Source organism: Phyllobacterium pellucidum (assembly GCF_013327855.1).
Lineage (GTDB): Bacteria > Pseudomonadota > Alphaproteobacteria > Rhizobiales > Rhizobiaceae > Phyllobacterium > Phyllobacterium pellucidum.
Genome location: NZ_JABUMX010000001.1, coordinates 1,043,614 through 1,069,665, shown reverse-complemented (window position 1 = coordinate 1,069,665; position 26,052 = coordinate 1,043,614). Strand labels below are relative to the sequence as shown.

The following is a 26,052-nucleotide window of genomic DNA, read 5'->3' as shown; positions in this document are numbered from 1 at the left end:
GTAAATCCCGTGATGCTGCGAAGATGCCATCGCCGGCAATTCTACTGCGGATAAATCTCGTTCCAATCATCCTTCATGCTGACGATGGTCCAGCCACGCTTTGGTCCTTCTGAAAGGCCGCGATCAAGGCGTCCGAAGGGCGATTTGCGATCATAGGCATATTCACGCTCGGCGTCGTCATGGTGGACGATCAATCCAAGCGTGCGTCCGGCTCCCGACGTCGTCCACTCCAGCATCTGAAAATCGCCGTCGGAATTTCCAAAGGCCGCAATGGGTCGCCTGCCAATATGGTCGTAGATCCCGACCGGCTTCCCCGGGCCGTCGTCGATGAAATCGATCTGCGGCAATCGAACGATGGCGGGCTTTCCATCATTAACATCGTATTTCGCCTTGATCGACGACCCGACAACATTCTCGGGCGGAATTCCGTAGATGCGTTCGGTCCAGGGACGCATGAACTCGATGCCGCCGCCCGATACGATGAAGACCTTGAAGTCATGCGCCTTCAGGTAATCGATGAGCTCCAGCATGGGTTGGTAAACCATCGAAGTATAAGGCTTGCCGGTTTTCGGATGTTTGGCCGTCGCAATCCAATCCGTGGCAATTTTTGTGAAATCGTCGCTGTTCATGCCTGCATGGGTTGCGCCCAACAATTGCGTGAGCCCTTCCTCTCCAGACGCGGCGACACCCGCAATATCTCCCACCAAGACCGACTTGAACGGTTCGGTGTCTTTCCATTCAGGGTGCTCGGGTGCAAGGGCCTTGACGCGATCGAGCACGAAGGCGAGTTGAACATATATGGGCTGCTCGCCCCACAACGTACCGTCATTGTCGAAGACGGCCACACGGGCAGCCGGCTCCACATAGTCCGGCCCACCCTGCGATGTCACCGCAGTCACGAAGTCCACGATGTTCTTCCGGGCGGGTCCATCGTTCCAGGACGCCAGTTCGTCGGCCATTGCTGTATATGCCGAGGCGAGCGCCAAAGCCCCGGCGATCACGACCCCTGCGATTATTTGTCGGATACAAGGCATTCAAACGCTCCATCTCTCGGTACAAGATTTGGTTCCTGTCCGGCCGCCGGACGAGCTCCGGCGGCCGGTCAGGCTTTGTTGCTAGTTGCCCGAAGGCAGCGTAATCTGGAAACCCTCCTTCCCCAACTCATCGCGCATGAACTGGAACCGTTGGTATTGGGTTATAGTTATTGGTCCCGAGTAGCTTTCACTCTGCAGTTTGCGGGGCGGATATTCGACATAGGTTTTCATCAAGGTCTTGATTGCGTCCGAAATCGTCACCATCGTCCAGGTGCGTTCGGTGTAGTTGTTCATGAAGATGTCATAGCGCTCCTGCGGGTCCTGCCAGAGATCGTACACTTGCGGAACGGTCGCCACGTACTTCTCGGCACCCTTCCAGCCGAGGTTTGAATCCACAGCAAGTCCGCCCGTTTCCTGTCCGTTGTCACCGCGCAGATTGAAGACGGCCTTGTAGTTGCCGACGCGTGCCGCACCCGGCGAAAGTTCGTTTTCCGTGAAGTAGAACCACTCCTTGCGCGGCGACGGGCCGCTACCGGTCAGAACCGGGGTCATGTCATAGCTGTCGAAGATGATAGGTTTGTCTTCGCGATCCTTGTCGGGGAGCGGGACGCCCGCGACGGAGGCAAATGTAGCCATCAGATCAAGGCCACCGATGATCTCGTGGTTTTTGGTGTCGGGCTTGATCTTTCCGGGCCATACCGCAATGGCCGGAACACGATTGCCACCTTCTCGCACGGTACCCTTGGTGCCACGGAAAGGCGTGTAACCGGCATCCGGATAGACGTCCTGCCATGCGCCATTGTCGGTCGTGTAGAAAACAAGCGTGTTACGGTCCATCCCCGTCTCACGAAGTTTGTCCATGATGCGGCCGATGCGCGTATCGAGTTCCACGATCGAATCCGCATATTTGGATTTGGACATGGACTTGAGCTGGAATTCCGGTGCCGGCATGTTCGGCTGATGCACCTTCATGAAGTTCACGTTGATGAAGAAGGGCTCGTCCGGCTTTTGGGCCGCCTCGTCAAGAAATTCGATTGCCGCCTTCTCGACGTAACCGTCAAAGAAAGGAATGCCGACAACGCCCTCTTTGCCGTCGATGACCGGTGTGTCGACATACTGGCCGTTGATCTTGAAGTCTTCCGTGACCGGTCCTCCGGCCTTGCCCGAAAGCGCTCCCTTCGTCACCTTCTGGAACATCGCCCTAAGCGCCGGGTCCATATCCGGGAACCAGGTCGGGTCTGCATAGGTATAAGCGTTGAGATGATAAAGACCGCAATACTTCATCTCGTCATAGCCTTGGGCGTTCGGCAACGCGTAATCGGCTTCGCCAAGGTGCCATTTGCCGGTGAAGTAGGTGTGGTAACCTCCGCGTTTCAGCACCGACGCCAGGGTCCACTCGGCCGCTGGAAGCCCGCCCCCCTGGCCTTGGAACGCCACGGTCGTCATGCCGCTGCGGTTGGGAATGCGCCCCGTCTGCATGGCGGCACGACCCGGCGTACAACTGGGTTGGGCATAGAACGAAAAGAATGTCATCCCTGCTGCTGCCAGTTTGTCGATGCTGGGCGTCGGCATGCCTCTTCCTGCGCCCCCGCCATAGGGACCGAGATCACCATACCCGGTGTCGTCGGACACAATAAACAGTATATTGGGCTTCTTTTGCGCCTCCTGCGCTTGCGCGGGGGCAAACGCACCGGTCAGAACAGTCCCGGCGATCAACGCACCAAGACCGTACTTCAGGAACTTGCCAGTCATCTCCAACTCCCTCCTTGGATTAGGAACCAAATTATGAGCGACCGAAGCAATGCGGCGTTGAGTTGCCGTCAATGAGTAGTTGATTAATTTGCAGTCTCGATTTGGAATGACGCTGAAGCATGTTCGGTCGCGAAGTGTCGTGATCTAGATCGTGTCTAGTGGGAACACCCCCACGAAATATCCTACATCCAGGTCCAAGCGAAGTACGTAACGGTTACAAAGGCGCGAGGCATGGTGGGGGCAACATCGGGAATTCCTATCCCCTTTCACGAAATTCTGAATGCACGGATAGACGGTGCGTTTCTAAACTTCTGACTTCCGCTATGGGGCCAACCTGGGACATTCCTCTATGTCCGCTGTGCGCCCTATCTTAGACATCGGTTTTCTTCATAAAAGCCAAGCAAGACAAACGCCCAACATAATGCCGACAAAGACCAGCGCGAGGTACCTGTTCGTCCTTCGAACTTGGCGGGCCTCTTCGGACGACATGACGCGAAGCGCGTCAGCCGCGTTCTTTTCAAGGTCGTTTAACTCAAAGTGCCGCTTGGTCTCGTTTTGATGGTACATTTTGGGTTGCAGATGATCTCGCGCTTAAAGCAATGAGGGCTGATCTTCTTCGGCCGCCGATTGAGGCAGCAGGATCAACTGCTCGTCGAGCAGCGGTCGCTGCAGTTTCAATGCCTCCTCGGCCGGAGCGTTCATCCAAACGTCGATTTCATCCGTCGTGGTGAGAATGACCGGCATCGCCTGGGGATGGATCGGCGCAACGACGCTGTTGGGATCGGTAGTCAGAAAAGCAAAGATATCGGCCTGTACCGGGCCTTCCTTCTTCTTGCGAACGCTATACCAGCTCGTCCATATACCGGCGAACCAGAAGAGTGGCTTTTCCTGGTTGAGCGCAAACCAGTAAATCGGCTTCTTTTTGGTGACGGGATCAGCCACCCTGCCATATTCGGAAAAGCTGGTTGCGGGAACGACGCAGCGGCTTTCTGGTCCCATCCATCGGCGCCAGTGCGAAGACGTGGGATTGCGAATGTTGGTCACGCCGCTATCGACCTCGGATTTCAGATATTGCCGGGGCGTTGGCATGCCCCAGCGGGCGAGGGCAAGTTCGCGCTCACCATCGGCGTTCTTTCGCCCGATTGGGGCGTGATAATCAGGGAAAATATCGATTTGCGGCGTCAGTCGATTGGTCAGATCATGGATCGGCATAAACAGTTGCCGCATCGCTTCATGTGTCGTGGTCGCGTTATAGAGATTACACATACTGCTATTTCGAGTTCGGCCAAGAAGATAGGGTATTCCACCGATCAACGGAGAAACCATGACCCATGTCAAGGACATTGATAACTCTGCAAACCCGCCTGAAAAGGAAGACTGGGTGCTGATCGAGAAGGTTGATGGCAAATTTGTAGCCGATGGCACGGTGAGCGCAATGGACGGGCCCGCATACTTCCAGCCCGAGCCCTTTGATACGCTTGACGACGCAGTAACAGCGTCACTGGTTTGGGCTTCTGAGCAATTCGTGCGCCCTACTGTCCTTCGGGATGGTGGGGCGCTTTTTTTGCGTTTTATGGCTTTGGTCGCTCTTCGATGACTTCCCGTGCCATTTCGAACACTGTTGCTGGTCCCCCCGGTTGGTTCTGTTCCAGCAACTGGAGGGCGAACTCGTAAATCTCACGCTCGTCCTGCTCGGATATGAGGTCCTTTCGCTTCAGGTGGGACACGAGTGCCGCAAGAATAGCTGACGTCGATAGAGCCACAGAGGTTGCGGACTGCACAGCAGGATCGTCGCTCAACATCTGGCCTCTTTAGCGGCATCGACGAATGAGGCCCAGCATGCAGAACCTGCAGACTGGACCTCATAGTCGAGGTTTGTTGGCCTCTCGACAGGAAAACATTTGCTGTGCCGTTTTAAACTGTCAACATCTTACAAGGGAAATGAACTGAATAATAGACGTAGCAGAATCAGCGAAAAGGCCCGGCACAGGTCAGAGAGGACATATGCCGAGCCTAGCAGACCAAGACGGTCTATCGGGGGAAAACAAAGCATGCGCTTGGCGTGTGTCTTGGTCAACTCACGATAACTTCAATTGTCGAATTGATGGGCACCGACAAGAGCCGCCCCTTCGGAAGCGTTCTGACTCAGACTATGAAGGCCACTTTCCTTCTGCAGTTATGCAAATCACACTGCGCGAATAGAGTGCAACAATTCAGAAGGTTAGTCCAAGATACTATGATATAAGGCGGTGAAACGGCTGTTACTTGGGGAACAAGGCATGAGCGTTATCGCGAACCGTTTGGCGAATGAGGAGCCAACGCTCCCAACCGATACTGAAATTCTTGCACAACTTAATCGCATCCAATCGAGCCCAGAGTTCCGTGTGCCGGAGCGCGCGCGGAAACTCCTGAACTATGTTGTTGGAGAGGCAATTGCTGGCCGCGCCAACCGGATCAAGGCCTACTCAATTGCCATTGAAATCTTTGGGCGCGATTCATCCTTTGACGCGCAAGCGGACCCGGTGGTCCGCATCCAGGCAGGTCTCATCAGGCGTGGCCTCGAACATTATTACCTGTTGGCGGGCCGGGATGATCCAGTCATCATCACCATGCCAAAAGGCGGGTACGTGCCCATCTTCTCGCCAAGATGTACCGTAACACCTGCCATCGAATTCCATTCTTTAGCGGGCCCTTCCAAAGAATTTCTTTTGAACGAACTGCCTCGCACGTGGGGGAGTTTTGCTGCGATCGCCTTCATCGGCCTGGCGCTGTCCGCCAGCGCCTACGTGATCCGCTCTTATGCCAGCTTTTCCGACAAGACCGCTGTCACGATCAGAGGATCAGGACCGCATATTCCCAGACTACTCGTCGCGCCGTTTAGAGACCTTTCAGGGACGCAACGTTCTGCAAATATAGCGGACGGGTTGACTGACGAAGTCATCAATCAGCTCGCAAAATTTAAGGAAATTGTTGTCATAGCAGGCGGCTCATCCGGTACTAACGTCGATCCGTACCCAACCGTTGTGCTGGAAACAGCTGTCCGCATCGAGAGCGAGAGTCTTCGGGTGAGCACGCGCCTAGTCGATCGTGCCGATGGTTCCATTTTGTGGACGAACAGCTACGAAAGCGATATCCGACCCCATGGCCTGTTTCAGCTTCAAGACGACATCGCGGGTTCGATGGCGACGGCGCTGGCGCAACCCTACGGGATTATTTTTCAAAGCGGTGAGGCCCAACTCGCACAGTCAACGCCGGAAGGTATCCAGGCCTATACCTGCACTTTGGCCTATTGTGGCCACCCAAAATGAGGTTGTGAGCTTCGATTAGTGTGGCAGGTTAGCCACACGATGCATTTTTTGATCAAGGTTATGATCCTCGACACCTGAAAGGGGTAAACTGCACCGATTGCTGAAGCAGAAATGCTCGGCCGGGCAATCTGGAGGGGATCGCATGGCTATTCGGAGGCTTTTTCTGATGTCGGGTGCAGTCCTCATGACCACGTCGGCCTATGCGGCGGATGCAGTCGTCGTTGCGGAGGCCGAGCCTGTGGAATATGTCCGGGTATGCGATGCCTATGGGGCGGGGTTCTTCTATATCCCGGGAACCGAAACATGCCTAAAGGTCAACGGTTACCTGCGCTTCGAGTTTTCCGGCGGGGACAACGTGTTTACCGGTGGCCCAGTTGGTGCAGGCGGAAATGATACCTGGCGTGTCCGCACTCGCGCCGAAATTCGTTTTGACGCGCGTTCCGAAACAGAACTTGGCACGCTGCGGTCATTTATTGATACCCGTTTCCAGAATACAAACAGCGACGACGCTGGAGGCACGCTGCATCAGGGGTTTATCGAGCTGGGCGGGTTCCAGCTGGGCGTCAACGATGTCCTCTTCGGCTCCTGGCTCGGCTATGCTGGAACGATTATTCAGGACGACGTGATCCAGTATGGATCCGACAGCATTTCCAGCAATCAGATCAGCTACACCTTCAAGGGTGGAAACGGATTTTCCGCTGTCGTCGCCGCGGAACAGGGTATGGTATTCAACGGTTATGATTACGTCATCGATGATTACATGCCGCATGTCCTTGCCGGCGTGAAATATCAACAGGGTTGGGGCCAGATTGGTGCTGTCGTCGGTTATGATTCCGTGCAGGATGCCGTCGGCGTCAAGGCGCGGCTCGACGTGAGCCTGACGGATGCAATATCCGCCTGGATCATGGCCGGCTATCAATCCGACTATGATTCTGATTCTTTCATCACCAATCAGAACAAAAACTGGTACGGCTTGTGGGAAGGCGACTGGGCCGGCTGGGGTGGCTTTGCCATCAAGGTTACCGACAAGGCGACGATCAACGGCCAGGCGGCCTATGAGGAGAAGGGCACCTGGGCTCTCGCCCTCAACGTCAACTACGAGCTGGTGCCGGGCTTCTTCATCAGACCGGAAATCGACTACACCAAGTTCGGCGGCGACCGAAAGGAAGTGGCAGAGAGCGACTTTGGCGAGGATGACGCACTTGGCGGCATCATTCGCTTTCAGCGTAACTTCTAGGCAAAGATCAAATAGTTTGTTTGCCCGCCGCCGGTTATCCGGTTGGCGGGCCGCCCCCAGCGGGGTTTGAGCCGGGTGGTGGCTGAACGGGAGGCTGGATCAGATATATTGCGCCTGCTACGGATTGTTGGTTCTGATGACACTCAACTTTTGTGAGATGGTTTCACCGGATATCCGTGGGAATGTGAAGGTCTGCGGAACGCCAATGAGCGACATTCACCAAGTCGGATTAACAACGATATGGGCTGATGACCGACTGTCTGCTGTTGGGACACCCAACACGAGAAGCGGAATATCGGAGTCGTTCCGCCAAGGTCCAGGAGGGCCCATTGCGGCCCTTTCTTTGCCGTGTGTATTCTGCGATCAACTGCGACACAAGCTTCAAGAGAAGTTACCAAAGCTTTACGACAGCGCAATATCCTGTTCTACATCTTGGTTGACGTGCCCGCTGAATCTAATCATTATGGACTATGTAGAACGGTTTGAATGTTGCATTGGCGGGGGGTACGTTTGCGGAAACGTTCAATAACATTACCTCATTTACCTTCTCATTCGCTTCGGACGGTGGCAATTGCGAAGTATACCATCAAGTGTTTTGACCGCGACCAACCCAGGATAAACTTCTGTCTGCGCACCATCCTCATGGGTTCGGTGGCATCTATCGCGATGATGGGCCTCCAAAATGGCCGTGCCCTGGCTGATTGTACACCCGATACCCCAAGCGCTGGCGGCACTGTAACCTGCTCAGGTACTGATGATGATGGGTTCACCGCACCCACGAGCACGCCGGTGACCGTAAATGTCCAAAGCGGCGCCACCGTGGCTGGATCGGGAATTGAGGTCTCGGGTTCGGGTGACAGCACCATCACCAACGATGGCGCCTTGAGAGGCAGCCCAAGTTCCGTGCGGCTCTTGAACGGCGTTGCCGGTTTTACCAACACGCTGAACAACAACGGATCAATGGATTCCGGGATCGTCGGCAGCGGCGACAGCGTCATTATCATCAATCAGAATGGCGTCATCAACGGTGGCGGCATTACCATCACCGGCAATGGCCAGAATACTTTGAATGTTTTCGGCGGTAAAACCGTCAACGGCCTAGCAAGTGTCGAGGGGGCGACCAATGTCGTCAACAATTCCGGTGGCTTCAATGCCGGGCTGGTCATGATCGGCACGATCTCCAACAAGGTCGTCATGAACCCGGGTTCGAATGTCAGCGGGACGTTTAGTCTGACAGGTCCGAACAATACGATCGATAATTATGCCATCTTCAACTCTGGCATCACGCTGACGGGCGACGGGGTCAACACGGTCACCAACCGCTCTAGCGGAACGATCCAAAGCCTAACAAGTAACGGCCTGGCCCGCGATATCATCGACAATATCGGGCGCATAAACAGTACCGTGGCCACAGGTGATGGCGACGACATCGTCTATAACCGCCCGGGAGCGGTTGTGGCGGACCCTCTTCTGCGGGACGTCATATCGGGCACGATCAATCTCGGTGCTGGTGCGGACCAATTCTACATGCTCGGCGGCGTGGTGAACGGTAACGTCGCCCTTGGACCCGGCGACGATTTTGCACGGATCGAGGCAGGCGACATCACCAACACCGTGCAGGCCGGGGACGGAAATGACGTATTGATATGGACTGGCGGAACACTAATTGGCATCGATATGGGAGCCGGCACTGATTTTGCCAACTTGATTGGCCTGACATCAGCCAATCTGAAGAGCGGATTGCCGGTCAATGGCGGGCTTGGAGCTGACGATCGCCTGGTGTTCACAAATACCACGGGCGACGGTGTCTACCGCTATACCAATTGGGAATTCTTCGACCTTACCCAGGGTTCCGTGCTCACATTCACCGATTATAATACGCTCACGATGGGGGATTCGGGGACGGGCACGGGCACGCTTTCGATCGACAGTACAAGCACGATCCTTGCTGGCAACGGCACGCACTCTGTCTCGCCGTTCACATCTGGCCAGCTCGTTACCGTCAACAATGCGGGGACAATCGACCTTACCAACAACAATACCAACACGACTGACCGGTTCGTCGTCAACGGCAATTTTGTGGGCCAGGGCGGCAGGGTGAACCTGCAGACCTATCTCGCCAGTGACAATTCACCGTCGGATCAACTCTGGATCAACGGATCAGGTGCGAGCGGTTCCGGGTCCACGTTGCTCTACATCACCAACGTCAATGGTCCTGGCGACCTGACAGTTGCCGATGGCATCCGGGTGGTAGATGCGACGAACGGAGCGATAACGACCACCGGCGCGTTTAGTCTCGGCGGGCCTGTCGGCGCAGGAATCTTTGAGTACGAGCTATTTCGCGGCGGCGTATCGGCGGGCTCTGAAAACGACTGGTTCCTGCGCTCGGACGCGCCTTCTCCTCCATCGCCGCCTTCTCCTCCATCGCCGCCATCTCCCCCGTCGCCGCCATCCCCGCCATCACCGCCATCGCCTCCATCACCGCCATCGCCTCCGTCACCACCAGGGCCACCTTTGCCGCCGAGGCCGCCATCCCCTCCATCGCCTCCTCCGGTTGGACCCGCAAACATTCGCCCGGAGATTCCGGCCTATACGATTGCCCCGGCTGTAACGCGCCAGATGGGATTGGCGACACTTGGCACCTTCCACGAGCGCCAGGGTGACCAGTTCCTGCTGACAAGTGAAGGCAGGTTCCCCGCTGCCTGGGGGCGGGTTTTTGGTAAGTCCTATGAGGAGCGATGGGATCCGAGGATATTGGGCTTGGGCAATCGACTCGAACCGGAATTCGAGGGGTCAATATGGGGTCTCCAGTTGGGTCTCGACATAGTCGGCGTTGAGCATGACGGCGGCAGCCAGGACCGCGCCGGCTTGTTCTATGCTCATGCCGAAGCCAGCGGCGATGTCACGGGCAATACGCTCGGCAAGCTGAAGCAAAATTCGGGCAATCTTGATCTCACAGGCGACAGTCTTGGCGGATACTGGACCCACATCGGGACCAAAGGCTGGTATCTCGATGCGGTCGCAATGTACACGTGGGTCGGTGGAGATGCGACGTCGGATCGAGGCATCGGGGCCGACATGAGCGGTTCGGCCATTACAGCCTCGCTTGAAGGCGGCTATCCGATCGTCCTCAACGACAAGTGGACGCTGGAGCCTCAACTGCAGGGTATCTGGCAGCGCGTCGATCTCGATGATACAAGCGATCGCTTTACGTCGATTGGCTACGATGAAGACGATGCCTTTGCCGGGCGGATAGGCGTGCGTCTCGAGGGCAAGTGGAATAGCGGGAGCACCGTGCTGCAGCCGTTCCTCGATGCAAACCTCTGGCAGTTTTCTTCGGTCACAGACACGGCCACTTTCAACACCAGGGACGTTACGGTCAGCAAAGGCGGGACAGTCCTGGCATTTGGCGCCGGCTTGACGGCCCAGTTGACACCGAGCGTAAGTCTTTACGGAGCTGCCAATTTCTCGACCAACGTGGATGACGACAAGGCGCAGGCGATAGGAGGCAATGTCGGGCTTCGGGTTCAGTGGTAGAATGGAAGCATGACAAAACTGATAGCCTACGTCATCGACGGACATGACTTTCGTATCCGGCCTGCGCCGCCCGATCGAGATTGGATGGACGGCAGCGACCAGCGCTTTGCGTATCGCTGCCTTCCCTTGAATATCGCCAATGCGCATGGCTGGGAGATAATGTGTAATGCCAGCTTTTCAGCGATGTGGAATGGCCACCCGACGACTGAGGCGATTCATTTCAGGTCGAGGGACGGCAAACCGCTACCGGCGATCAGCCATTTTGGCAGGGGAATATTGACGTTTCACGTCCCCTGCCTGTTCCAGACCGATCCCGGTGTCGACCTTTTTGCCACCGGGCCGATCAACCGGCCAAAGGATGGCATTGCACCACTGACCGGCATTATCGAAACCGACTGGTCGCCATACACCTTCACTATGAACTGGCAGTTCACACGCCCTGGCGTGCGCGTGCACTTTTCCGCTGATGAGCCGTTCTGCCATATCTTCCCGGTAAAACGCGGCGAACTGGAGGTCATAACGCCGACCGTGCAGGCGCTCTCGACGCAACCCGAACTTGAGCGGGAATACTTGCTGTGGTCCAGCGGCCGAGGTCAATTCAATGCAGCTCTCAGTGACCCCGCTTCAAAGGCCGCAAAGGAGAAATGGCAGAAATCTTATTTCCAGGGCGTCTGTCCCTCTGGGGAACCTGCGCCTGGAGGACACCAAAGCAAGTTGCGACTGCGGGCATTCAAGCATGAAAAATGAAGCTGCGCCGCTCCATAGGACCTGTGTGATTGTCAATTCTGCCAAGACGAACGGCCGCTTTCGGCCGCGGGGGATAAAGCGACCAATCTTCCGCCTTAGCCCAAGAGCGGTCGTTCACCAATCCTCCGGGTCCTCGGTAATCGTGAACTCCCATCCCGTTCCGGCGGGTCGTCTGTGACCACTATAAATGCATCGTTACGAGATACTAGGCGCATCAGCGGTTCCAAGAAGAGGCTCTTGCTGATGCCGTCATCAGAGCTAGGTTTTCACCGAGGGATCGAGGGGCAGCAATGCAAGAACTCCGCACATTCGCAACCGGACGCGTTGCAGCCTACCTTGCCAGCGCATTTTTGCTGACGCTGCTCGGCTCAACAGAGGTGCGTGCCGCAGATTTCGACTCCGAGCGCATGGCACCACAGAGCGAATGGACAGTGATCGTCAGTCCCTATGTCTGGGCGGCCAGCCTGAAGGGCGACGCATCCCTCGCCGGTTTCGACACCGATGTAGACGTACCCTTCTCCGACACACTCGACCATCTTGATCTGGCTCTCATGGGCAACATCGAGCTGACTAACGGTCAGTGGGGCGTCTACTTCGACGGCCAACACGTGCGCACCAGCCAGGACGAAGAGCTGCTTTCCCACGTGATCGGCCTTGACATCAAAATGACGACGCTGGCTTTCGGTGCGTTCTACCAGGTCTACGAACAGGAACTTGGCGGCAAAACCATCTTCGGCAAGCCCCGGACACTGTCGCTCGAGCCCACCCTCGGCCTGCGCTGGACCAAGCTTGAGGCAGATGTATCCGTGGCGGGCTTCAACACGAGCAAGAGCGCCGATTGGGCCGACCCCTTCGTTGGCCTGCGCGCCAACTCCGATCTCGGCGAGCGCTGGAACCTCGTGGCCGAGGCCGATGTCGGCGGCTTCGATCTAGGCTCGAAGCTCAGCGTCAACGTCCAGACCTATCTCGGATACCGCACCGAAATGTTCGGCCAGCCGACGATCGTTCGCGCTGGCTACCGGTTGCTCTATCAGGACTACGAAAGTGACGACTTTACCGGAACGAACAGGTTCCGCTGGGACGTGAACCAGCACGGCCCGGTCATCGGGTTTTCGATGCTGTTCTAGTCCGCCGAGGGCTCATCCTTTCACGCTCCGCATTAACCCGCAAAGGAGAATGGTTTGATGTTTATCGGAAACTCCGCTGCCCGATCGATGATCTGCGCACTTGCCGCCCTTCTCATGCTGGGGCAAACCATCGGGGAAGCCTGCACCCGCCTCGTTTACCTCGGCCCGAACGACAACATTGTCACCGCACGCTCCATGGATTGGAAAAGCGACGTCGCGACCAATCTTTGGATCTTGCCGCGCGGCATCGAGCGGACGGGCCAGGCCGGACCTAATTCATTCAAGTGGACCGCAAAATATGGCAGCGTCGTTGCGACTGGCTATGATGTTTCAACCACCGATGGCGTCAACGAGTCGGGTCTCAACGCCAACCTCCTGTGGCTGGTCGAATCCGAATACCCGAAGTTTGACGACAAATCGAAACCGGGCCTGACGATCTCTGCCTGGGCGCAATATGTCCTCGACAGTTTCGCAACTGTCGAGGAAGCGGTGCAGGCGCTTGAGAAAGAGCCGTTCACGATCGTTACCGACAACGTGCCGGGCGAGAACCGGCTGACCACGCTGCACCTTTCGATCTCGGACAAGACCGGCGACAGCGCCATTGTCGAATACATCGGCGGCAAGCAGGTCATCCATCATGACCGCAAGTACCAAGTGATGACCAATTCACCTGTCTTCGACCAACAGCTGGCCTTGAACGCCTACTGGAAGCAGATCGGCGGCACGGTGATGTTGCCCGGCACCAACCGCGCATCGGACCGATTTGCTCGAGCCTCCTTCTACGTGAATGCCATCCCGAAGGACGAGAGTCCCGATCGCGCGCTCGCAAGCGTCTTCAGCGTCATTCGCAATGTCTCCGTGCCCTACGGACTGAACACGCCGGAGGAGCCGAACATCTCTTCGACCCGCTGGCGCACAGTCGTCGATCACAAGCGCAAGCTCTATTTCTTCGAGTCGGCGCTCACGCCGAACACCTTCTGGGTCGATCTGAAGAAGATCGATTTTGCCAAGGAGACCGGCGAGGTGATGAAGCTCGACCTTGGCGACAACCAGAATCACACCTATTCGGGCGACGCGACCAGCGACTTCAAGCCGGCCGAACCTTTCAAGTTCCTAGGCTTGCAAATGTAGGTGTGCTCGCAGCCTTGGCTCTTTCTCCTCGACGTGGCCCGTTATGCGGGAATTCCGCCGCGAGCCAGCGAATTTTCAACGGGCTGGACACCCGGATCGATTCAATCTTTATGGGCTGTGCGTTGGCCTTCCTACCCATCAACGATCAAAAATGGACGAAACCTGTACAGTGGATAGTCCTATTAACCTTAGGCGCGTTTTCGCTCTTTGGACATTATGCGCCTTGGATACAACAATGGGGATTCACGGCTATTGCCAGTTTATCGGCGCTGCTAGTTTATTGCCTTCTCACTGTCGGGCCGGGTGAGCTTTGCACTCAGTCCTTACATGGCTACCTGTCGGATATCTGGGGCGAATTAGTTACGGTGTATATCTGTGGCATTTTCCAATTCTATTCGTTTTATTGCTTAAGGGGTTTGCAGGAATTCCGCTCCTAGCGCTGGAATTCACGCTAACTATCTGCGCCGCTTCATTTTCGTATGTCTTCGTCGAAAGGCGCTTCACAAGGAATGGTCAACGCGGTGTTGAATCGCCAGTCTCAAGACATGCTTGATGCCGCCACGACCCATGCTGGCTTGCAAATCTTCGGATGGCACCGGCGCCAACCAGGCGGTCGTCCACAGCGTTAAAGAAGAAGACCGGCTCGTTGAACATCTTGTCGGCGAACTTAGTCTCCTGCCCAATATCTTCTCGACCAAATGGACCTCAACGACGCCACCAGAATAGTTAAGGTGCACCATGTTGGTCGCCGTCCAGCGAATCAAGTAGGCGGTGATAGTTGCCCTTGGGAGCAAAGCTGGTGGCGATGTGAAACTGCCAAACGCCCTCGAGCAGGTATCCGAACAGAACGAAGCTGATGTGGAACACTTAACGGGAGACGACCGACCACCTGGACAAGCGCCAAAATAGAGAAGGAGACACCCCGTTGTGCGTGTCCACCTCAACGGAGAAGCGCAGGGAACTAAAGGTCACGGCACAATTTACCTCCAAGCTCTCCACGTTAAGCTTTCTAGTAAGGACCGAGACGAAGGGTTGCCACCTTCATGATGAGGCCGCCTCGCTTTCGTCACTGGAAAAAATCCGATTATAACATTGCCAAGTCAGTTTTGTTCAGCGTCAAGGATGTTCGGGATGACCGAAGACAAAATCGAGATGATCGATATAAGGGTGGACACCATCTCCCAGCTTTTCGGAACTATGGATCCATTCCCGTTCAGGGAGCGTGATTTGGCGAAAGATGCGGATGAATACATTTTATCACGTGCCCGAGCAATTCCGGCCCGCCATGCCCTTGAGATCTTGGTCCACATTCCACAGGCCGCCCTTGACGAAAAAACGCCGATCAATTTGACCGAACCATTCGTCAAGTATTTTAGGTTCAGGGCAGAAGCATTGTCGCGTCAACTGTCCGAACTTTTTGCCGCTGGACGCCTATCACTGTTCATCGGGTTGGTGGTCCTCCTGTTTTGTCTGCTGTCGGGACAAGCGTTGTCGGCGCTTTTGCCTCCCGGCTATTTTGGGGATTTCATAGAGGAAGGACTTATCATCGTGGGCTGGGTCGCCAATTGGCGCCCCCTAGAAATTTTCCTTTACGATTGGTGGCCAGTAGCGCAGCAACGGAGCGTTTATCGACGGTTAGCCCAGGCCAAGGTCGTTTTGCTTGGAACGCCATACTTGGATGCCTCCGATGATTTCATTGCGAAAGCTTAGGGCTGTTTAGCCTGCAGTCTCGCGCCAGCGTGGTTTACGCTTTCCCCACTTCGGGTTGGGCTTGCCGGTATAGGCCGGTCGCATCGGCTCGGCTTCCATGTAAATGCCGGGTTCTCTCGCTGCCTCGACGAAAGCCACACGCGCCACCGCAGCCGAGCAATTGCCTTCAAGGCACTTCAGCAATATCTCGCGCGCCATAAGATGCTTGGGGCCGGTCTCGTCCGGCCATTGCTGCAGCAGGAACACAGCCGCATCGTAAGCCGAGGTGACACTGATCAATTGCTCGGGCTGCCGCCCGAACACCTGCACTCGCTGGAATGTTTTGTAATCCTCATACATGGCCCGAATGTAAAAGAAGTTTTCGAAATTTGGAGTCGACCAAATTCGCTAAGCGTACAAAAAGGGCGGTGAGCCATGTGCGCCCCACCGCCCAAATTAAGGCCGGCCTCGGTTGGCCATGAGCACGGACTTTACTGACGTGAATGACGTCAGCCTACAGAAACATGCATGGCTAGTACGGTTCCCTGTCCGCGAGCGGAAATAACGTGCGGCGCGATGTAGCGTGAAACACTCGAAAGCCCGCCATTGGATGTTCAACGACGGGCTCCCGGGGGTTGCAAGCATATTGGGCCAACTTGCAGCTTCATTTTATACCTGCGAAGGCAATGGGCCAAGTTGTTTCCGAGCGCGGCGTCTCTCGCGATCTTTGGCAAGTATCCGCTCGCGATTTTTGGCATACCACCCGTTTTGCTGGTCCCGATATTTCTCTGGATTTGCATCCCGCCACTGTTTTGCGCGCGCGGCTTCCTTCGCTTTCTTCTCCGCTGATAGCGGGTTTTGCTTGCGCCATTTCCGCATTTTCTCTGCGGCCTTGGCTTTGCGTTTTGCGTTTAACAATGGCGGATTCTTGGCGCGCCAGGCCCGCATGTACGCTGCGCGCTTGGCCTTGCGCTCGATGTCCTCAGTTTCAGTCATGTCTTCCGTGCAATCCGTTCCACCCGGCCGTTGCGCAGGTCCTCGACAAGCACGGCATACTGCTTCGGGTTGTCATGCCGCAGAAACCACAGCTGCGCTGATCTCTGATCGTGCGGCCATTCCTGCGGATCACGCTTGCCGGCCTCGGTTGTCAAGAAGTGGGCGAACCTATGCTCCACCCACTCTATGGCCTCACGCCTGATCAGGCATGAATCACTCGCCGCATCCCCGATATGGAAGTTGACGCTCCACAAGATCCGGTGATCAACATCGTGATCTCTCATGATGCGTGCAATCGGGATGTTCTCGACATAGGCGCAGAAGTCGTGGCTGAGTTCGTCTCCTCCAATGATTGTGCGTTTCCAAGTGATGTGCATGTCTCAGTATAAGAAACTCACCAGAGAACCTTCAAGGCTGAACCACTTCGCTCGCAAGCTTGGATCGGCGTCTATTTCCGACATGCGCTCTTGAAAGTAATTCGGGGTTCCTGTGTCCATCTAATGCCGTCAGAAAGTTTTACACTGGTCCGCTAAGTAATTGATATGATTATGGGCAGTCCGGGCGGGTTTTACAGTGTAAGTTGTTGAATATGCACAGATCGCTCCAGCTTCCCAAGCTGAATACGAGGGTTCGATTCCCTTCACCCGCTCCATCAAACTTTTCAGATACTTACCGTCATTTTCGCGATACGCTGCTGAAGCCTATGAGGCTTGGGCCGAGGAGGGATGGAATACCAAGACGGTACCGGCAATCCACAACGCCGCCTTCGAAGCGCTCGACGGCAATCGTCCGGCTGATAGCCGATATCCAACTCGATATTGTCGATAGCTCGTCGCAGGTGCAACGCTTGATGAACCGCATTGGGCAAGGCGCGGCGGGCGCGGCGCCATACGCTGGTGCTTGGCCCTGCACTTTGGGTGCTCGATCACTCAACGGGTGAAGGATAGCAAGATTGTGACCGGCGAGTCGCAAATCGAAACCGGCGTCGTCAGCATCGCCAATTCGTTCGAGTGGGTCTCGCGCTTGTTCAACAGATAGCGGGGTGGGGATCGCTACATTTCGCTTTTCGACGAAGGTCGGCGAGTCCGCCATACGACCAGAAGGTAAAGACCACCCACCCACAATGCGCACGGCGCAAACAGTGTGATGATAGCCGTGAGTTCGTCCATGGCTCGTCCTCCTCAACAAAATCAATGTGCCGTAGAGAATCGATGCGATCAAATGGAAATAGTACTTCTTCGTGCAATTGCCTTTGGGGTGTTGCTTTTGTGCAAGCTTTAAGAAGGCAAGGGACCTTAAAAAAAGACTAACCCAACATATAAATCGCCAAAAGTATATCGGAGTAAAGCGCCTCAATTTCGCCTGGGCGCCTACTCCTAGGCGAACCGGAACATGGCGCTCCGATGAAACTTCTCCATTGTATCCGTTATGAGATGATCGCGGAAAGAAATTACGTTAGTCTCGCTAGGAATCGTTTTGGCTGGTCGCGCAATTTTTGATTGCGGTCCTCTCTCAAATAAATTTGCATCGCTCACGTCTTTTCTCGCATCGTCCATTATGGCCCTTGCCAATTTGACCCCGCAACAACAGGGTCCCTGATTTACAAAGCAACGACCTTCGTCTAGCGATGTTTATAATTGTGAAGCAGGGTGCATGCAGAGTTGATGGTGTTGAGAACCGCAAAAAAAGCAGCAATCGTTTTTAAAACCAAGGGCGCCCGCGGCTTTTTGGCGCAATTGCTGAGATATTTCGCATCTCGCATCGAGAACGCTCGCAATCCGCTCATGTGGCTATTTCCCAATGTGACTTCGCCGGCTGATACGAAAATGCGCAACATTGGAGCATTGGATCAAATCGGGGCAGTTATCGCGCGCCCGATCACAGACGAAACAAATCCAGTTACCCATGTCGGACAAGGAAGAATCCCAGGCCGCATAATTTTTGACAAGGTGGCGGTAGTTGCTCATATTTTTTATCCGGAGGTCACGGAGAGCATTTTTCAGCATTTGAAGAATATACCTGTGCCTTTTGGTCTTTTTGTTACAACGGACACTGAGGATAAAAGACAGAGCCTCGACCGCGCGATCTCTGCGTCCGGGCTGCACCCTATCGAGGTGGAAATACGGGTTGTTCCTAATAGGGGCCGCGACGTCGCTCCCAAATATATCGCATTCAAAGATGTATACGGACGATATCCCGCCTTCATCCATCTTCATTCCAAGCAGTCGCTTCATGCTGCAGGCGCATATGCGACTTGGCGGGACTACCTTCTGGGGAACCTCATTGGGTCAAAGGCGATAGCCACCGATAACCTTACGCTTCTATCGTCGGAAAATGTCGGCGCGGTCTATCCAGAACATGCAGATTTCATCAAGAACGTTATCAACTGGGGATACGACTTCCCGATCGCGAAAGAGCTGGTCGCAAAAATCGGGCTGAAGCTCGATGTATACGGCACGCTTGAATTTCCTTCTGGATCAATGTACTGGGGAAGGTCTGACGCGATCCGGCCGTTGCTCGATCTCAATCTAGACTATGCGGATTTTCCTGAGGAGGCTGGTCAGATAGATGGAACTCTTGCTCACGCAATCGAGCGAACGCTCCTACTTTTCATTGAAAAATCTGGTCATACCTGGAAAAGGATAACTGCGGAAGAACCTAAGTCGTCAAGGGTTGATCGAGACGAGAGGGGGTTCTCGCCCCTTATAAGTTCAGAGAGTCAGTTCCCGGGCATAACGCAGGTTACTCATCGGGAAACGTTGCGCCTAACCGTCACCCCGACATGCGAAGAGCGAGAACGTCTCAATTTGCTTGTTCCAACGATCTCGCCGGCGCACATATTTGGCGGCATCGATACGGCCTTAAAGATATTCTTGGAGATTGCCGGCGCCGCACCGAATTCGGACATTCGCGTTATCGTTACTGAAAGCCAGGTCGATCGAGACGGCGATGACTTTGTGCTTCCAGAAGTCTTAAAGAGTTTTGATGTTCAGAAACTTGGTCACGAAAAAAGGGGGCACAGGGTTGTCGTTGATGCGACAGATCGGCTTTACGAGCCTTTGGAATTGTCAGAACGAGACATTTTCGTGGCTACAGCCTGGTGGACCGCTGTGAACGCCTACCGCCTGCAGGACTTTCAAAAGGCGTTCTTCGGCAATGCTGCGAGAGTAATATACATTATCCAAGATTTCGAACCCGGCTTTTACGGCTGGTCTACAAAATACGCACTAGCCGACGCGACGTATCGGAGAGACGACGATACCGTTGCAATCTTCAATTCGGAAGAGCTCGCCACTTACATGGAAAAGTATTACCACCATCAGAAAAAGGCGGTGATCCCATATAGACCGAATGCGAAGATTGACGCCTCTCTCAACAGTGACGCAGTAAGAGAGAAGATCATTCTTTTTTATTCGCGGCCGTCAGCTGTCAGGAACTGCTTTGAGGCCGGAATCGATGGTCTTCACCTTTGGCGGCGCAGAAACCCAACTCAAGCGGCAGCATGGAAAATTTATTGCATCGGAGAGGCCTTCGAAAAGCATCGGGCTGGCCATCTCTACAATATCACAATCACAGGTAAAATGCCTTTAGCGGATTATGCCGATCTCTTGAGCAGAGCTTCGGTCGGACTCTCACTCATGATATCTCCGCATCCCAGTTATCCACCGCTCGAGATGGCGTACGCTGGCATCAGGACCATTACAAACTCTTATGAGTGCAAAAACCTATCTGAGCGAAGCGATTTGATCATCAGCATTGATAGCGTGACACCTGAGGAAATTGCCGAAGCAATAGAGGCTCAGGTTAACATTGCTGAACAACAAATGGTCGGGCGTCCATCGGCGATTAATAATCCCATACGGGACCTAAAGACCGGAATTCCACATTTCGAGGCGCTAGATGTCATGGCGATGGTGAATAAACCCGCACCCTCAATCGAACGTCTCCGACATTCTGATCTATCAGTCGAGTTCGGTCTGGTCGATACCCCGCCGCGTCGCTGAACAAATTCGAAGATAGCAAAGTCAGCAATCTGAGCTGATGAATGATGACGCCAACAAGGCAACAAGCGGCGACTGCTACCATGTCAATACCGACGCAACGCAAGAGGTTGGAACGACAGCACGTGAATCACGTCGCGTCCGGCAAAAAGCGCCGTCGGTTCACTATTGCCACCAATCAACGTTGAGAGGATTTGAAAGTGTTGAAAAAGGTCGCTCCACAGCTTAGACCATAATCTTCGCTCAAGGGAGCCGTTACAATAGTGCATCAGTTCAGTCCCGCGGTTTGGGGGTATAGACGATATCCAACTCGTGCGCCGCGTGCGGCAGCCTTATAAGGCAGCCCACGCAACGTTTTCCGATTACGGTGAATCGCAGTGGGGCACTCTCGATAGTTGGAAATCGGCAATCCACAGTCTCGTCGTCCGGGGAACCGACGACGATTTGACTGATGCCTTGCGCAATCCAGCTACAATCGAATTATTCTATGGGTTCGATCTGATCGGCGCATCGCGCACCCAGGCTCTAAACAATGATTCGGGATTTCGAGACCATCAGGCTATGCTAGTGGCTCATGCGATTGAAGCGCTTGCTTCAGCCGTCGGTGTGGCAAGGGTAAACAATCCGGAAGCGCCGGACCATTATCCGCCTGAACAGCACACGAGCGATCAATTGATTGATCTGATCAATCCCATCGTTCGCGCAGAATTCCCGAACCCGTTTCCCAACGAGTTCGGCCTTAGCTTGAAAGCAGGGGTTGCAAACCTTCGAGCCGTCTTTGCGATCTACCAGCAATATCGGACATTGCAGATGTTGCGGATAGGCAATGGCAGTTCAGTCCTTGAGATCGGCGCTGGCCTTGGCCGCACGGTCTATTACTGCCACCAATCGGGCGTGAAGGACTACACTATCATCGACCTTCCGATGACCAACCTGGCTCAAGGCTATTTCCTCGGCCGGACGCTTGGTGCTGAGAACGTCTGCCTGTTCGGTGAGGATTACCGCCCCGGTGCGGTGCGTATTCTCCCGCCAGCGTGCCTAAGCGACGTGAAAGCCGATGTCGTCGTTAATGTGGATTCGCTGACGGAGATGGACCGATCAGCCGCCGATACCTACGTGAAGCACGCGCTGGAAACGGCTAAGGTTCCTGTCAATCAATCACGAGGTGAACAGCTTCACGGCTAACCAAGTCATCAAGGCCCATGCACCTTATATTGAGCTGATGCGCTATCCGGCTCCCATGCGAGCGGGATACATTGAGGAAATAGCGTTCATCCGCTGACAAAAAGGGCTCGCTTCGGCGAGCCTTTTTTTACGATCAGATCGAACGCAGCATAATGATTTCGGCAGCTTCCCGCCAAATGTCGTCTCGGTAAGTAGTTCCCTATTTTCTCGGCGAGGACGTTACACCAGCCGGAGTGACGTCGGAGTCCGCCCAACCCGTGAATGTCCCCCTTGAAGACTACGGGATTTTTAACTGGACCATTGCTTCAGATCGGTCTCGTATGGAGTGGCACCGTGACGTCTCCAATCAGGAACCAGGTAGGTTTATCGATCGCCCACAGTCGTTACCGGTACGCGCCGAACGCTTGCTTTACGCCGCCGGACGTTGACCAGTTAAACTCTTCTGGGAGCCAGCAAATGAACTTAGACGCAGCGTGGCGAGGAAAGGCAGAGCGATCGTAAGGATCATCAGAAAAAATGCTTTTTCATTTCACCACCGGGCTTCTGATCTTCAACTAAACTAGCAATAGTCCATGGGACGCCTGATCGGACGTCTTCCGATCTAATTTTCGGCCCTCACCTGTTGCACACGGTACCGATAATGGGAAATTCTCGGTATGCTGCCCTTGGATTATCCGGGCGCTTTTTTGCGTTTTGCGGTAGTCCGACGCGTTGTTAAATGTATGGGATGAAGCAGTTTACACGTTTTTTTACAAAGACTTCAGCCAGTTTAAACGATGGTATCTCACTATCAACGCTCTGCGCCTGCTCATGCATTCTTACTTGCTTATTTTTACGTCGCTCATTACGACACGCTAGCATTCGACTTAGTGTGGATCGTTGGAGTGGCAAATGAAATTCAAACTTCTCGCACCTTCCGAATACCAGGATAGGACGGGCGAGAGGTTTATTACCAACCGCAGCGGCGAGATTGAAGTTGAACACCATCACCGTTACCTATTTGCAACCCAATTTTGCAAAGGGAGGGATGTCCTCGATATAACAAGTGGCGAAGGTTATGGTAGCTACCTGCTCTCGCAAGTCGCAAAATCAGTTATTGGTATTGACATCGACCCTGATGTGGTTTCGCAGGCGCGACGAGCGTACGGTTCGGCCTCGCTAGTTTTTGACGTTGGCTCTTGCCAGTCTATTCCCCTTGTGCCTGCCAGCGTTGACGTCGTGGTCTCATTCGCAACACTCGAGCACAATGATCAACATTCGGCATTTCTTGACGAAGTGAAGCGAGTACTTCGTCCCGAAGGGCTTTTTGTGCTGTCGACGCCAAATCGCCAAGTCTATTCTTCTCCAGGAAAGCAGAATCCTTTTCAACAATTCGAGCTTTCACATCAGGAATTTGAGACGCTGCTTTCGAAACACTTTGCTCATAAAACCGTCGGGCTACAAAAGGCCACAAGCGGCTCTGTAATTGTCCCAGCCGCGAAATGCGACCTTGTTTTGGAGGTATTCCATAGGTCCAACGAGTTAACGTACGAACTAACGGATGTCCCACCCAAAGCGCCTTATCTTATCGGCCTCGCCTCCGATTCACCGTTAACTTCCATACGCTGGGGTCTCCTCGATAATCCTGATTTCCTTTATGGGATCCAACTACGTTTGATGGAAACAGAGGCTCTGTTACAATCAGAAGTGGGACGCCTTGGGAAAGAGGTGACTGAAGCTAATCAAGCGTTTGAAAAAGGTACAAAAAGCAACTTGCTCAATCAAGAGCACGATCGGCTACGGCGAGAACTTCAAACGGAACGAGCGAAAACCGATGCAGCTCTGAAGCACATCGCGGAACTTGAATTATCTAGTCAACTGACGCTATCCCAGCTCTACCAAATTTATACTTCAACGTCTTGGAGAGTCACACGTCCGATACGAGCGCTGAAAAGCATCGTGTCGGCTGGCTTTTCAACTTTACGGACGCCACCGAATGTTGAAAGCAGTAAACGTTCGGCGGCTGCCGAAAGCGTAAAACTCTCAATATCTACAGCTGCCCAGTCTGACCAACGCCCTATACTATTATTGACAACTCACGATTGCTCCCGAACTGGAGCGCCCGTAATGTGCTTAAATCTCGCACGCGAGTTGTCCAAACGTGATGACTTTAGATTGTTAGTCGTCGCAATCAATGGCGGGGAACTCTCACGCGAATTCGCCGAACTTGCCCCATTATATGTATTGTCTGAAATTAGAGATTCGAGTCCTCCCACTGCAACGTTTAAGGCAATCCTGAACGATTTGGACGTGCCGGTATGGGGAGCAATCTGTAATACAATCCTTTGTGCTGAGCTTGTTGAGGCGCTCGACGACGTTGACATTCCAGTGGTTAGTCTAATTCACGAACTCTCCACCAGTATCGATCAGTTCGGGCGGCAATTGATTGACAAAATAAACATGCATGCAAGGTACGTCGTTTATGGTTCGTCGTACGCCCGTGACCAAGTCATCCAAGATTTCGGTATCGGCACAGCGAAAATCCATATCGTTCCGACGGGGCACAATGTGCCATTTTTTTCCGCACAGCAGCGGGATGTCGTACGCTCGCAAGTTTTAATAAATGCCGACTCTTCGAGAGACAATGTCTTGGTGGTTGCCTGTGGCACGGTCGATCATCGAAAAGGCCCGGACGTTTTTTTGCAAGTTGCGTCAGCCGTCCTCCGTCTGCGGCCTGATCTACCCATCCATTTTTTATGGATTGGCTCAGCAATCAACCGAGCGTATGGGTCGTGGATTGCGCATGATGTCTCACGTCTCGGCCTCCAAGGGCGGGTGGAGTTCATGACCTCGCGCGTCGACGCCGACGTTTTTATATCAGTTGCGGATATATTTTTGCTTCCATCTAGGGAAGATCCGTATCCATTAGTTAGCCTGACTGCGATGGCCTCAGCGGTTCCCGTCATCGCATTTTCCGGTGCGGGAGGTGCGGCAGAAGCGCTCGGGGAGGCGGGTATCATCGTTCCTTACTTGGATGTCCCTGAAATGGTGGCAGCCGTAATAGAACTGGCTGAAAATCCGTTGCGAAGGAAATCTTTGGGTGAGGTAGGCGTGGCGCGCTTTATGGAAAACAATGATATCAGGATTTTTACTGATAGGATTATGGGGTTATTGCTTCAGATCCCCGCAGGGCCGTAAAAGTATCTAGCTTGCCTTTCCTCTCGTCGCAAAAACCCAAGCCTGCATCATGAGAAAATTAATAACCGGGATTAGGAAGCTGATAGCGGCAAACGCAACCCAGCTTAGAGAAGCTGGATAGTGCTTTGAAATAGCGTTTACTCCCGCGATTATTGACAGGCAAACACCCTGCATTACGCAAAATCGAACCCACTCGGACATGGCGTTTCCTCTCGATCGGAAAGTGAAACGCCGATGTCCGAAGAAAGAAAATGGTAAAATCAATGCGTAAGCAAAATATGCAGAAAGTTCGCGTTGGACACCTATAATATACACTAATGCGTTGGCCAGTATGAAGTAGGCTACCGTGTTGGCGCCACCAACCAGACCGAACCTGATCAAACGATGCACCTTATTCGCAGCCGTGAGCATTACGGACGGCCGGATACAAAATACTGGGCGCCTATAGGAAGGGCGCCGAGAAGGTCGTCCAACGACCGGGGCAACCCCTTCATTGCGGGTACCGAGAGGATGTATCTGCCCTCCACATCTTTGAGACCGGCCGATTTAAAATGGGTGGTCGTCTGTGATTTTGTCAGGAGAACTGCATCAGCATCGAACGGGCAGGTATTTACCGCACGCCTCGTGAATGGATTGTACGGATTGTGTTCAAAGATCACAACCAATCCCCCCGGCCGCGTAACACGAACCATTTCCCTGCTAAAGCTCGGCCACTGCTCCGGCGGAACATGGTGCATTACGCAGATGGCAAACGCGGCGTCAAATGAATTATCTGGAAAGGGCATTCGAAGACCGTCATAGTGACGGTAGTCCACGTCGGTGTTGTTCGCCCGACCTTCCTCAAGACACTCTTCGGATAAGTCGATGCCGGTGATTTTTCGAACTTTCCCACGTAATAGGGGATGATAGGTTCCCACGCCGCATCCAACATCTAAAATAGAAAGAGACAGGGGATCTCCCAGTCGATCGCGGAGTAGATCAACAAGCCTTACGGCCTTTACTTTTGTGAAGAAGTCGACGTCCAATCCAGAGAATGAAATCGCTTGATTAACGGTTTCCTTGTAGGTCGTCCTATATGCGTCAAATTCGCTCTTGTCGCTCATCACACTTTCCAGCCATTTAATTCGCCTC

Annotated in this window: 20 protein-coding genes; 12 read left to right on the top strand and 8 right to left on the bottom strand. The window is 54.0% G+C overall.

Annotation, left to right across the window (positions count from 1 at the left end; genetic code table 11):
• Nucleotides 1–41 precede the first annotated feature (41 nt).
• The 3 genes from HQ945_RS05185 to HQ945_RS05175 form a co-directional block, all read right to left on the bottom strand.
• Nucleotides 42–1,034 carry an HAD family hydrolase gene (locus HQ945_RS05185; protein WP_174207720.1) on the bottom strand — a complete coding sequence of 331 codons (993 nt, stop codon included), beginning with the start codon at nt 1,032–1,034 and terminating at the stop codon, nt 42–44.
• 81 nt (nt 1,035–1,115) lie between these two features.
• The gene (locus HQ945_RS05180) at nt 1,116–2,786 is read right to left on the bottom strand and encodes an arylsulfatase (protein WP_174207719.1); all 1,671 of its coding nucleotides are present in this window, start codon (nt 2,784–2,786) and stop codon (nt 1,116–1,118) included.
• A 591-nt stretch (nt 2,787–3,377) separates the two neighbouring features.
• Nucleotides 3,378–4,052, bottom strand: a complete 675-nt coding sequence (locus HQ945_RS05175; protein ID WP_174207718.1) for an SOS response-associated peptidase — start codon at nt 4,050–4,052, stop codon at nt 3,378–3,380.
• A gap of 58 nt (nt 4,053–4,110) precedes the next feature.
• Between HQ945_RS05175 and HQ945_RS05170 the strand changes: the two genes are divergently transcribed.
• The 9 genes from HQ945_RS05170 (at nt 4,111) to HQ945_RS05130 (ending at nt 15,583) form a co-directional block, all read left to right on the top strand.
• Nucleotides 4,111–4,383 (top strand): hypothetical protein, encoded by a 273-nt coding sequence (locus tag HQ945_RS05170; protein WP_174207717.1) that lies wholly within the window; start codon nt 4,111–4,113, stop codon nt 4,381–4,383.
• A 682-nt stretch (nt 4,384–5,065) separates the two neighbouring features.
• Nucleotides 5,066–6,094, top strand: a complete 1,029-nt coding sequence (locus tag HQ945_RS05165; protein ID WP_174207716.1) for a hypothetical protein — start codon at nt 5,066–5,068, stop codon at nt 6,092–6,094.
• Between the two features lie 142 nt (nt 6,095–6,236).
• Nucleotides 6,237–7,331, top strand: coding sequence for a porin (locus tag HQ945_RS05160; RefSeq protein WP_174207715.1), 1,095 nt, complete (start codon nt 6,237–6,239; stop codon nt 7,329–7,331).
• A 789-nt stretch (nt 7,332–8,120) separates the two neighbouring features.
• The gene (locus tag HQ945_RS23090; protein WP_174207714.1) at nt 8,121–10,868 is read left to right on the top strand and encodes an autotransporter domain-containing protein; all 2,748 of its coding nucleotides are present in this window, start codon (nt 8,121–8,123) and stop codon (nt 10,866–10,868) included.
• Nucleotides 10,869–10,877: 9 nt separating this feature from the next.
• Entirely contained in the window at nt 10,878–11,615 is a 738-nt protein-coding gene (locus tag HQ945_RS05150) for a DUF6065 family protein (protein WP_174207713.1), read from the top strand.
• A 290-nt stretch (nt 11,616–11,905) separates the two neighbouring features.
• Nucleotides 11,906–12,742, top strand: coding sequence for a hypothetical protein (locus HQ945_RS05145; RefSeq protein WP_175584952.1), 837 nt, complete (start codon nt 11,906–11,908; stop codon nt 12,740–12,742).
• Nucleotides 12,743–12,829: 87 nt separating this feature from the next.
• Nucleotides 12,830–13,873 (top strand): linear amide C-N hydrolase, encoded by a 1,044-nt coding sequence (locus tag HQ945_RS05140; protein ID WP_246272598.1) that lies wholly within the window; start codon nt 12,830–12,832, stop codon nt 13,871–13,873.
• A 552-nt stretch (nt 13,874–14,425) separates the two neighbouring features.
• Nucleotides 14,426–14,599, top strand: coding sequence for a hypothetical protein (locus HQ945_RS05135; protein WP_174207711.1), 174 nt, complete (start codon nt 14,426–14,428; stop codon nt 14,597–14,599).
• Between the two features lie 405 nt (nt 14,600–15,004).
• Nucleotides 15,005–15,583, top strand: coding sequence for a hypothetical protein (locus tag HQ945_RS05130; protein WP_246272524.1), 579 nt, complete (start codon nt 15,005–15,007; stop codon nt 15,581–15,583).
• A 6-nt stretch (nt 15,584–15,589) separates the two neighbouring features.
• On the opposite strand, the gene HQ945_RS05125 is transcribed toward HQ945_RS05130, so the two are convergent.
• The 3 genes from HQ945_RS05125 to HQ945_RS05115 form a co-directional block, all read right to left on the bottom strand.
• Entirely contained in the window at nt 15,590–15,922 is a 333-nt protein-coding gene (locus tag HQ945_RS05125; protein ID WP_174207710.1) for a DUF982 domain-containing protein, read from the bottom strand.
• Between the two features lie 309 nt (nt 15,923–16,231).
• On the bottom strand, nt 16,232–16,558 hold the full coding sequence (locus tag HQ945_RS05120; RefSeq protein WP_174207709.1) for a hypothetical protein: 327 nt from the start codon (nt 16,556–16,558) through the stop codon (nt 16,232–16,234).
• Complete coding sequence (locus HQ945_RS05115) at nt 16,555–16,935, bottom strand: hypothetical protein (protein ID WP_174207708.1); 381 nt, start codon at nt 16,933–16,935, stop codon at nt 16,555–16,557. Before HQ945_RS05115 ends, HQ945_RS05120 begins: the two co-directional genes overlap by 4 nt.
• Before the next feature lie 1,287 nt (nt 16,936–18,222).
• Between HQ945_RS05115 and HQ945_RS05110 the strand changes: the two genes are divergently transcribed.
• From HQ945_RS05110 to HQ945_RS05100, 3 genes are all read left to right on the top strand, one after another.
• Nucleotides 18,223–20,562, top strand: coding sequence for a rhamnosyltransferase WsaF family glycosyltransferase (locus tag HQ945_RS05110; RefSeq protein WP_113279772.1), 2,340 nt, complete (start codon nt 18,223–18,225; stop codon nt 20,560–20,562).
• Between the two features lie 318 nt (nt 20,563–20,880).
• Nucleotides 20,881–21,744, top strand: coding sequence for a putative sugar O-methyltransferase (locus HQ945_RS23085; protein WP_174207707.1), 864 nt, complete (start codon nt 20,881–20,883; stop codon nt 21,742–21,744).
• An 891-nt stretch (nt 21,745–22,635) separates the two neighbouring features.
• On the top strand, nt 22,636–24,921 hold the full coding sequence (locus tag HQ945_RS05100; protein ID WP_113279774.1) for a glycosyltransferase: 2,286 nt from the start codon (nt 22,636–22,638) through the stop codon (nt 24,919–24,921).
• A gap of 6 nt (nt 24,922–24,927) precedes the next feature.
• Here the strand turns inward: HQ945_RS05100 and HQ945_RS23175 are convergent, their stop codons facing one another.
• Together HQ945_RS23175 and HQ945_RS05090 are read right to left on the bottom strand one after the other, a co-directional pair.
• Nucleotides 24,928–25,332 carry a GtrA family protein gene (locus tag HQ945_RS23175; RefSeq protein ID WP_091950503.1) on the bottom strand — a complete coding sequence of 135 codons (405 nt, stop codon included), beginning with the start codon at nt 25,330–25,332 and terminating at the stop codon, nt 24,928–24,930.
• A complete protein-coding gene (locus HQ945_RS05090; protein WP_091950501.1) occupies nt 25,332–26,024 on the bottom strand; it encodes a class I SAM-dependent methyltransferase in 693 nt (230 codons plus the stop codon). The genes HQ945_RS23175 and HQ945_RS05090 overlap by 1 nt, the downstream gene beginning before the upstream one ends.
• Between the last annotated feature and the right edge of the window lie 28 nt (nt 26,025–26,052).

Excerpts from the sequence above, each read along its gene's own strand:
- HQ945_RS23175 (WP_091950503.1), bottom strand. The coding sequence starts at position 25,332 with ATGCTCACGGCTGCGAATAAGGTGCATCGTTTGATCAGGTTCGGTCTG.
- HQ945_RS05125 (WP_174207710.1), bottom strand. The coding sequence starts at position 15,922 with ATGTATGAGGATTACAAAACATTCCAGCGAGTGCAGGTGTTCGGGCGG.
- HQ945_RS05175 (WP_174207718.1), bottom strand. The coding sequence starts at position 4,052 with ATGTGTAATCTCTATAACGCGACCACGACACATGAAGCGATGCGGCAA.
- HQ945_RS05140 (WP_246272598.1), top strand. The coding sequence starts at position 12,830 with ATGATCTGCGCACTTGCCGCCCTTCTCATGCTGGGGCAAACCATCGGG.
- HQ945_RS05135 (WP_174207711.1), top strand. The coding sequence starts at position 14,426 with ATGCCGCCACGACCCATGCTGGCTTGCAAATCTTCGGATGGCACCGGC.
- HQ945_RS05120 (WP_174207709.1), bottom strand. The coding sequence starts at position 16,558 with ATGACTGAAACTGAGGACATCGAGCGCAAGGCCAAGCGCGCAGCGTAC.
- HQ945_RS05145 (WP_175584952.1), top strand. The coding sequence starts at position 11,906 with ATGCAAGAACTCCGCACATTCGCAACCGGACGCGTTGCAGCCTACCTT.
- HQ945_RS05110 (WP_113279772.1), top strand. The coding sequence starts at position 18,223 with ATGGTGTTGAGAACCGCAAAAAAAGCAGCAATCGTTTTTAAAACCAAG.
- HQ945_RS05185 (WP_174207720.1), bottom strand. The coding sequence starts at position 1,034 with ATGCCTTGTATCCGACAAATAATCGCAGGGGTCGTGATCGCCGGGGCT.
- HQ945_RS05090 (WP_091950501.1), bottom strand. The coding sequence starts at position 26,024 with ATGAGCGACAAGAGCGAATTTGACGCATATAGGACGACCTACAAGGAA.
- HQ945_RS05100 (WP_113279774.1), top strand. The coding sequence starts at position 22,636 with ATGAAATTCAAACTTCTCGCACCTTCCGAATACCAGGATAGGACGGGC.
- HQ945_RS05170 (WP_174207717.1), top strand. The coding sequence starts at position 4,111 with ATGACCCATGTCAAGGACATTGATAACTCTGCAAACCCGCCTGAAAAG.
- HQ945_RS05115 (WP_174207708.1), bottom strand. The coding sequence starts at position 16,935 with ATGCACATCACTTGGAAACGCACAATCATTGGAGGAGACGAACTCAGC.
- HQ945_RS05150 (WP_174207713.1), top strand. The coding sequence starts at position 10,878 with ATGACAAAACTGATAGCCTACGTCATCGACGGACATGACTTTCGTATC.
- HQ945_RS05180 (WP_174207719.1), bottom strand. The coding sequence starts at position 2,786 with ATGACTGGCAAGTTCCTGAAGTACGGTCTTGGTGCGTTGATCGCCGGG.
- HQ945_RS05165 (WP_174207716.1), top strand. The coding sequence starts at position 5,066 with ATGAGCGTTATCGCGAACCGTTTGGCGAATGAGGAGCCAACGCTCCCA.
- HQ945_RS05130 (WP_246272524.1), top strand. The coding sequence starts at position 15,005 with ATGACCGAAGACAAAATCGAGATGATCGATATAAGGGTGGACACCATC.
- HQ945_RS05160 (WP_174207715.1), top strand. The coding sequence starts at position 6,237 with ATGGCTATTCGGAGGCTTTTTCTGATGTCGGGTGCAGTCCTCATGACC.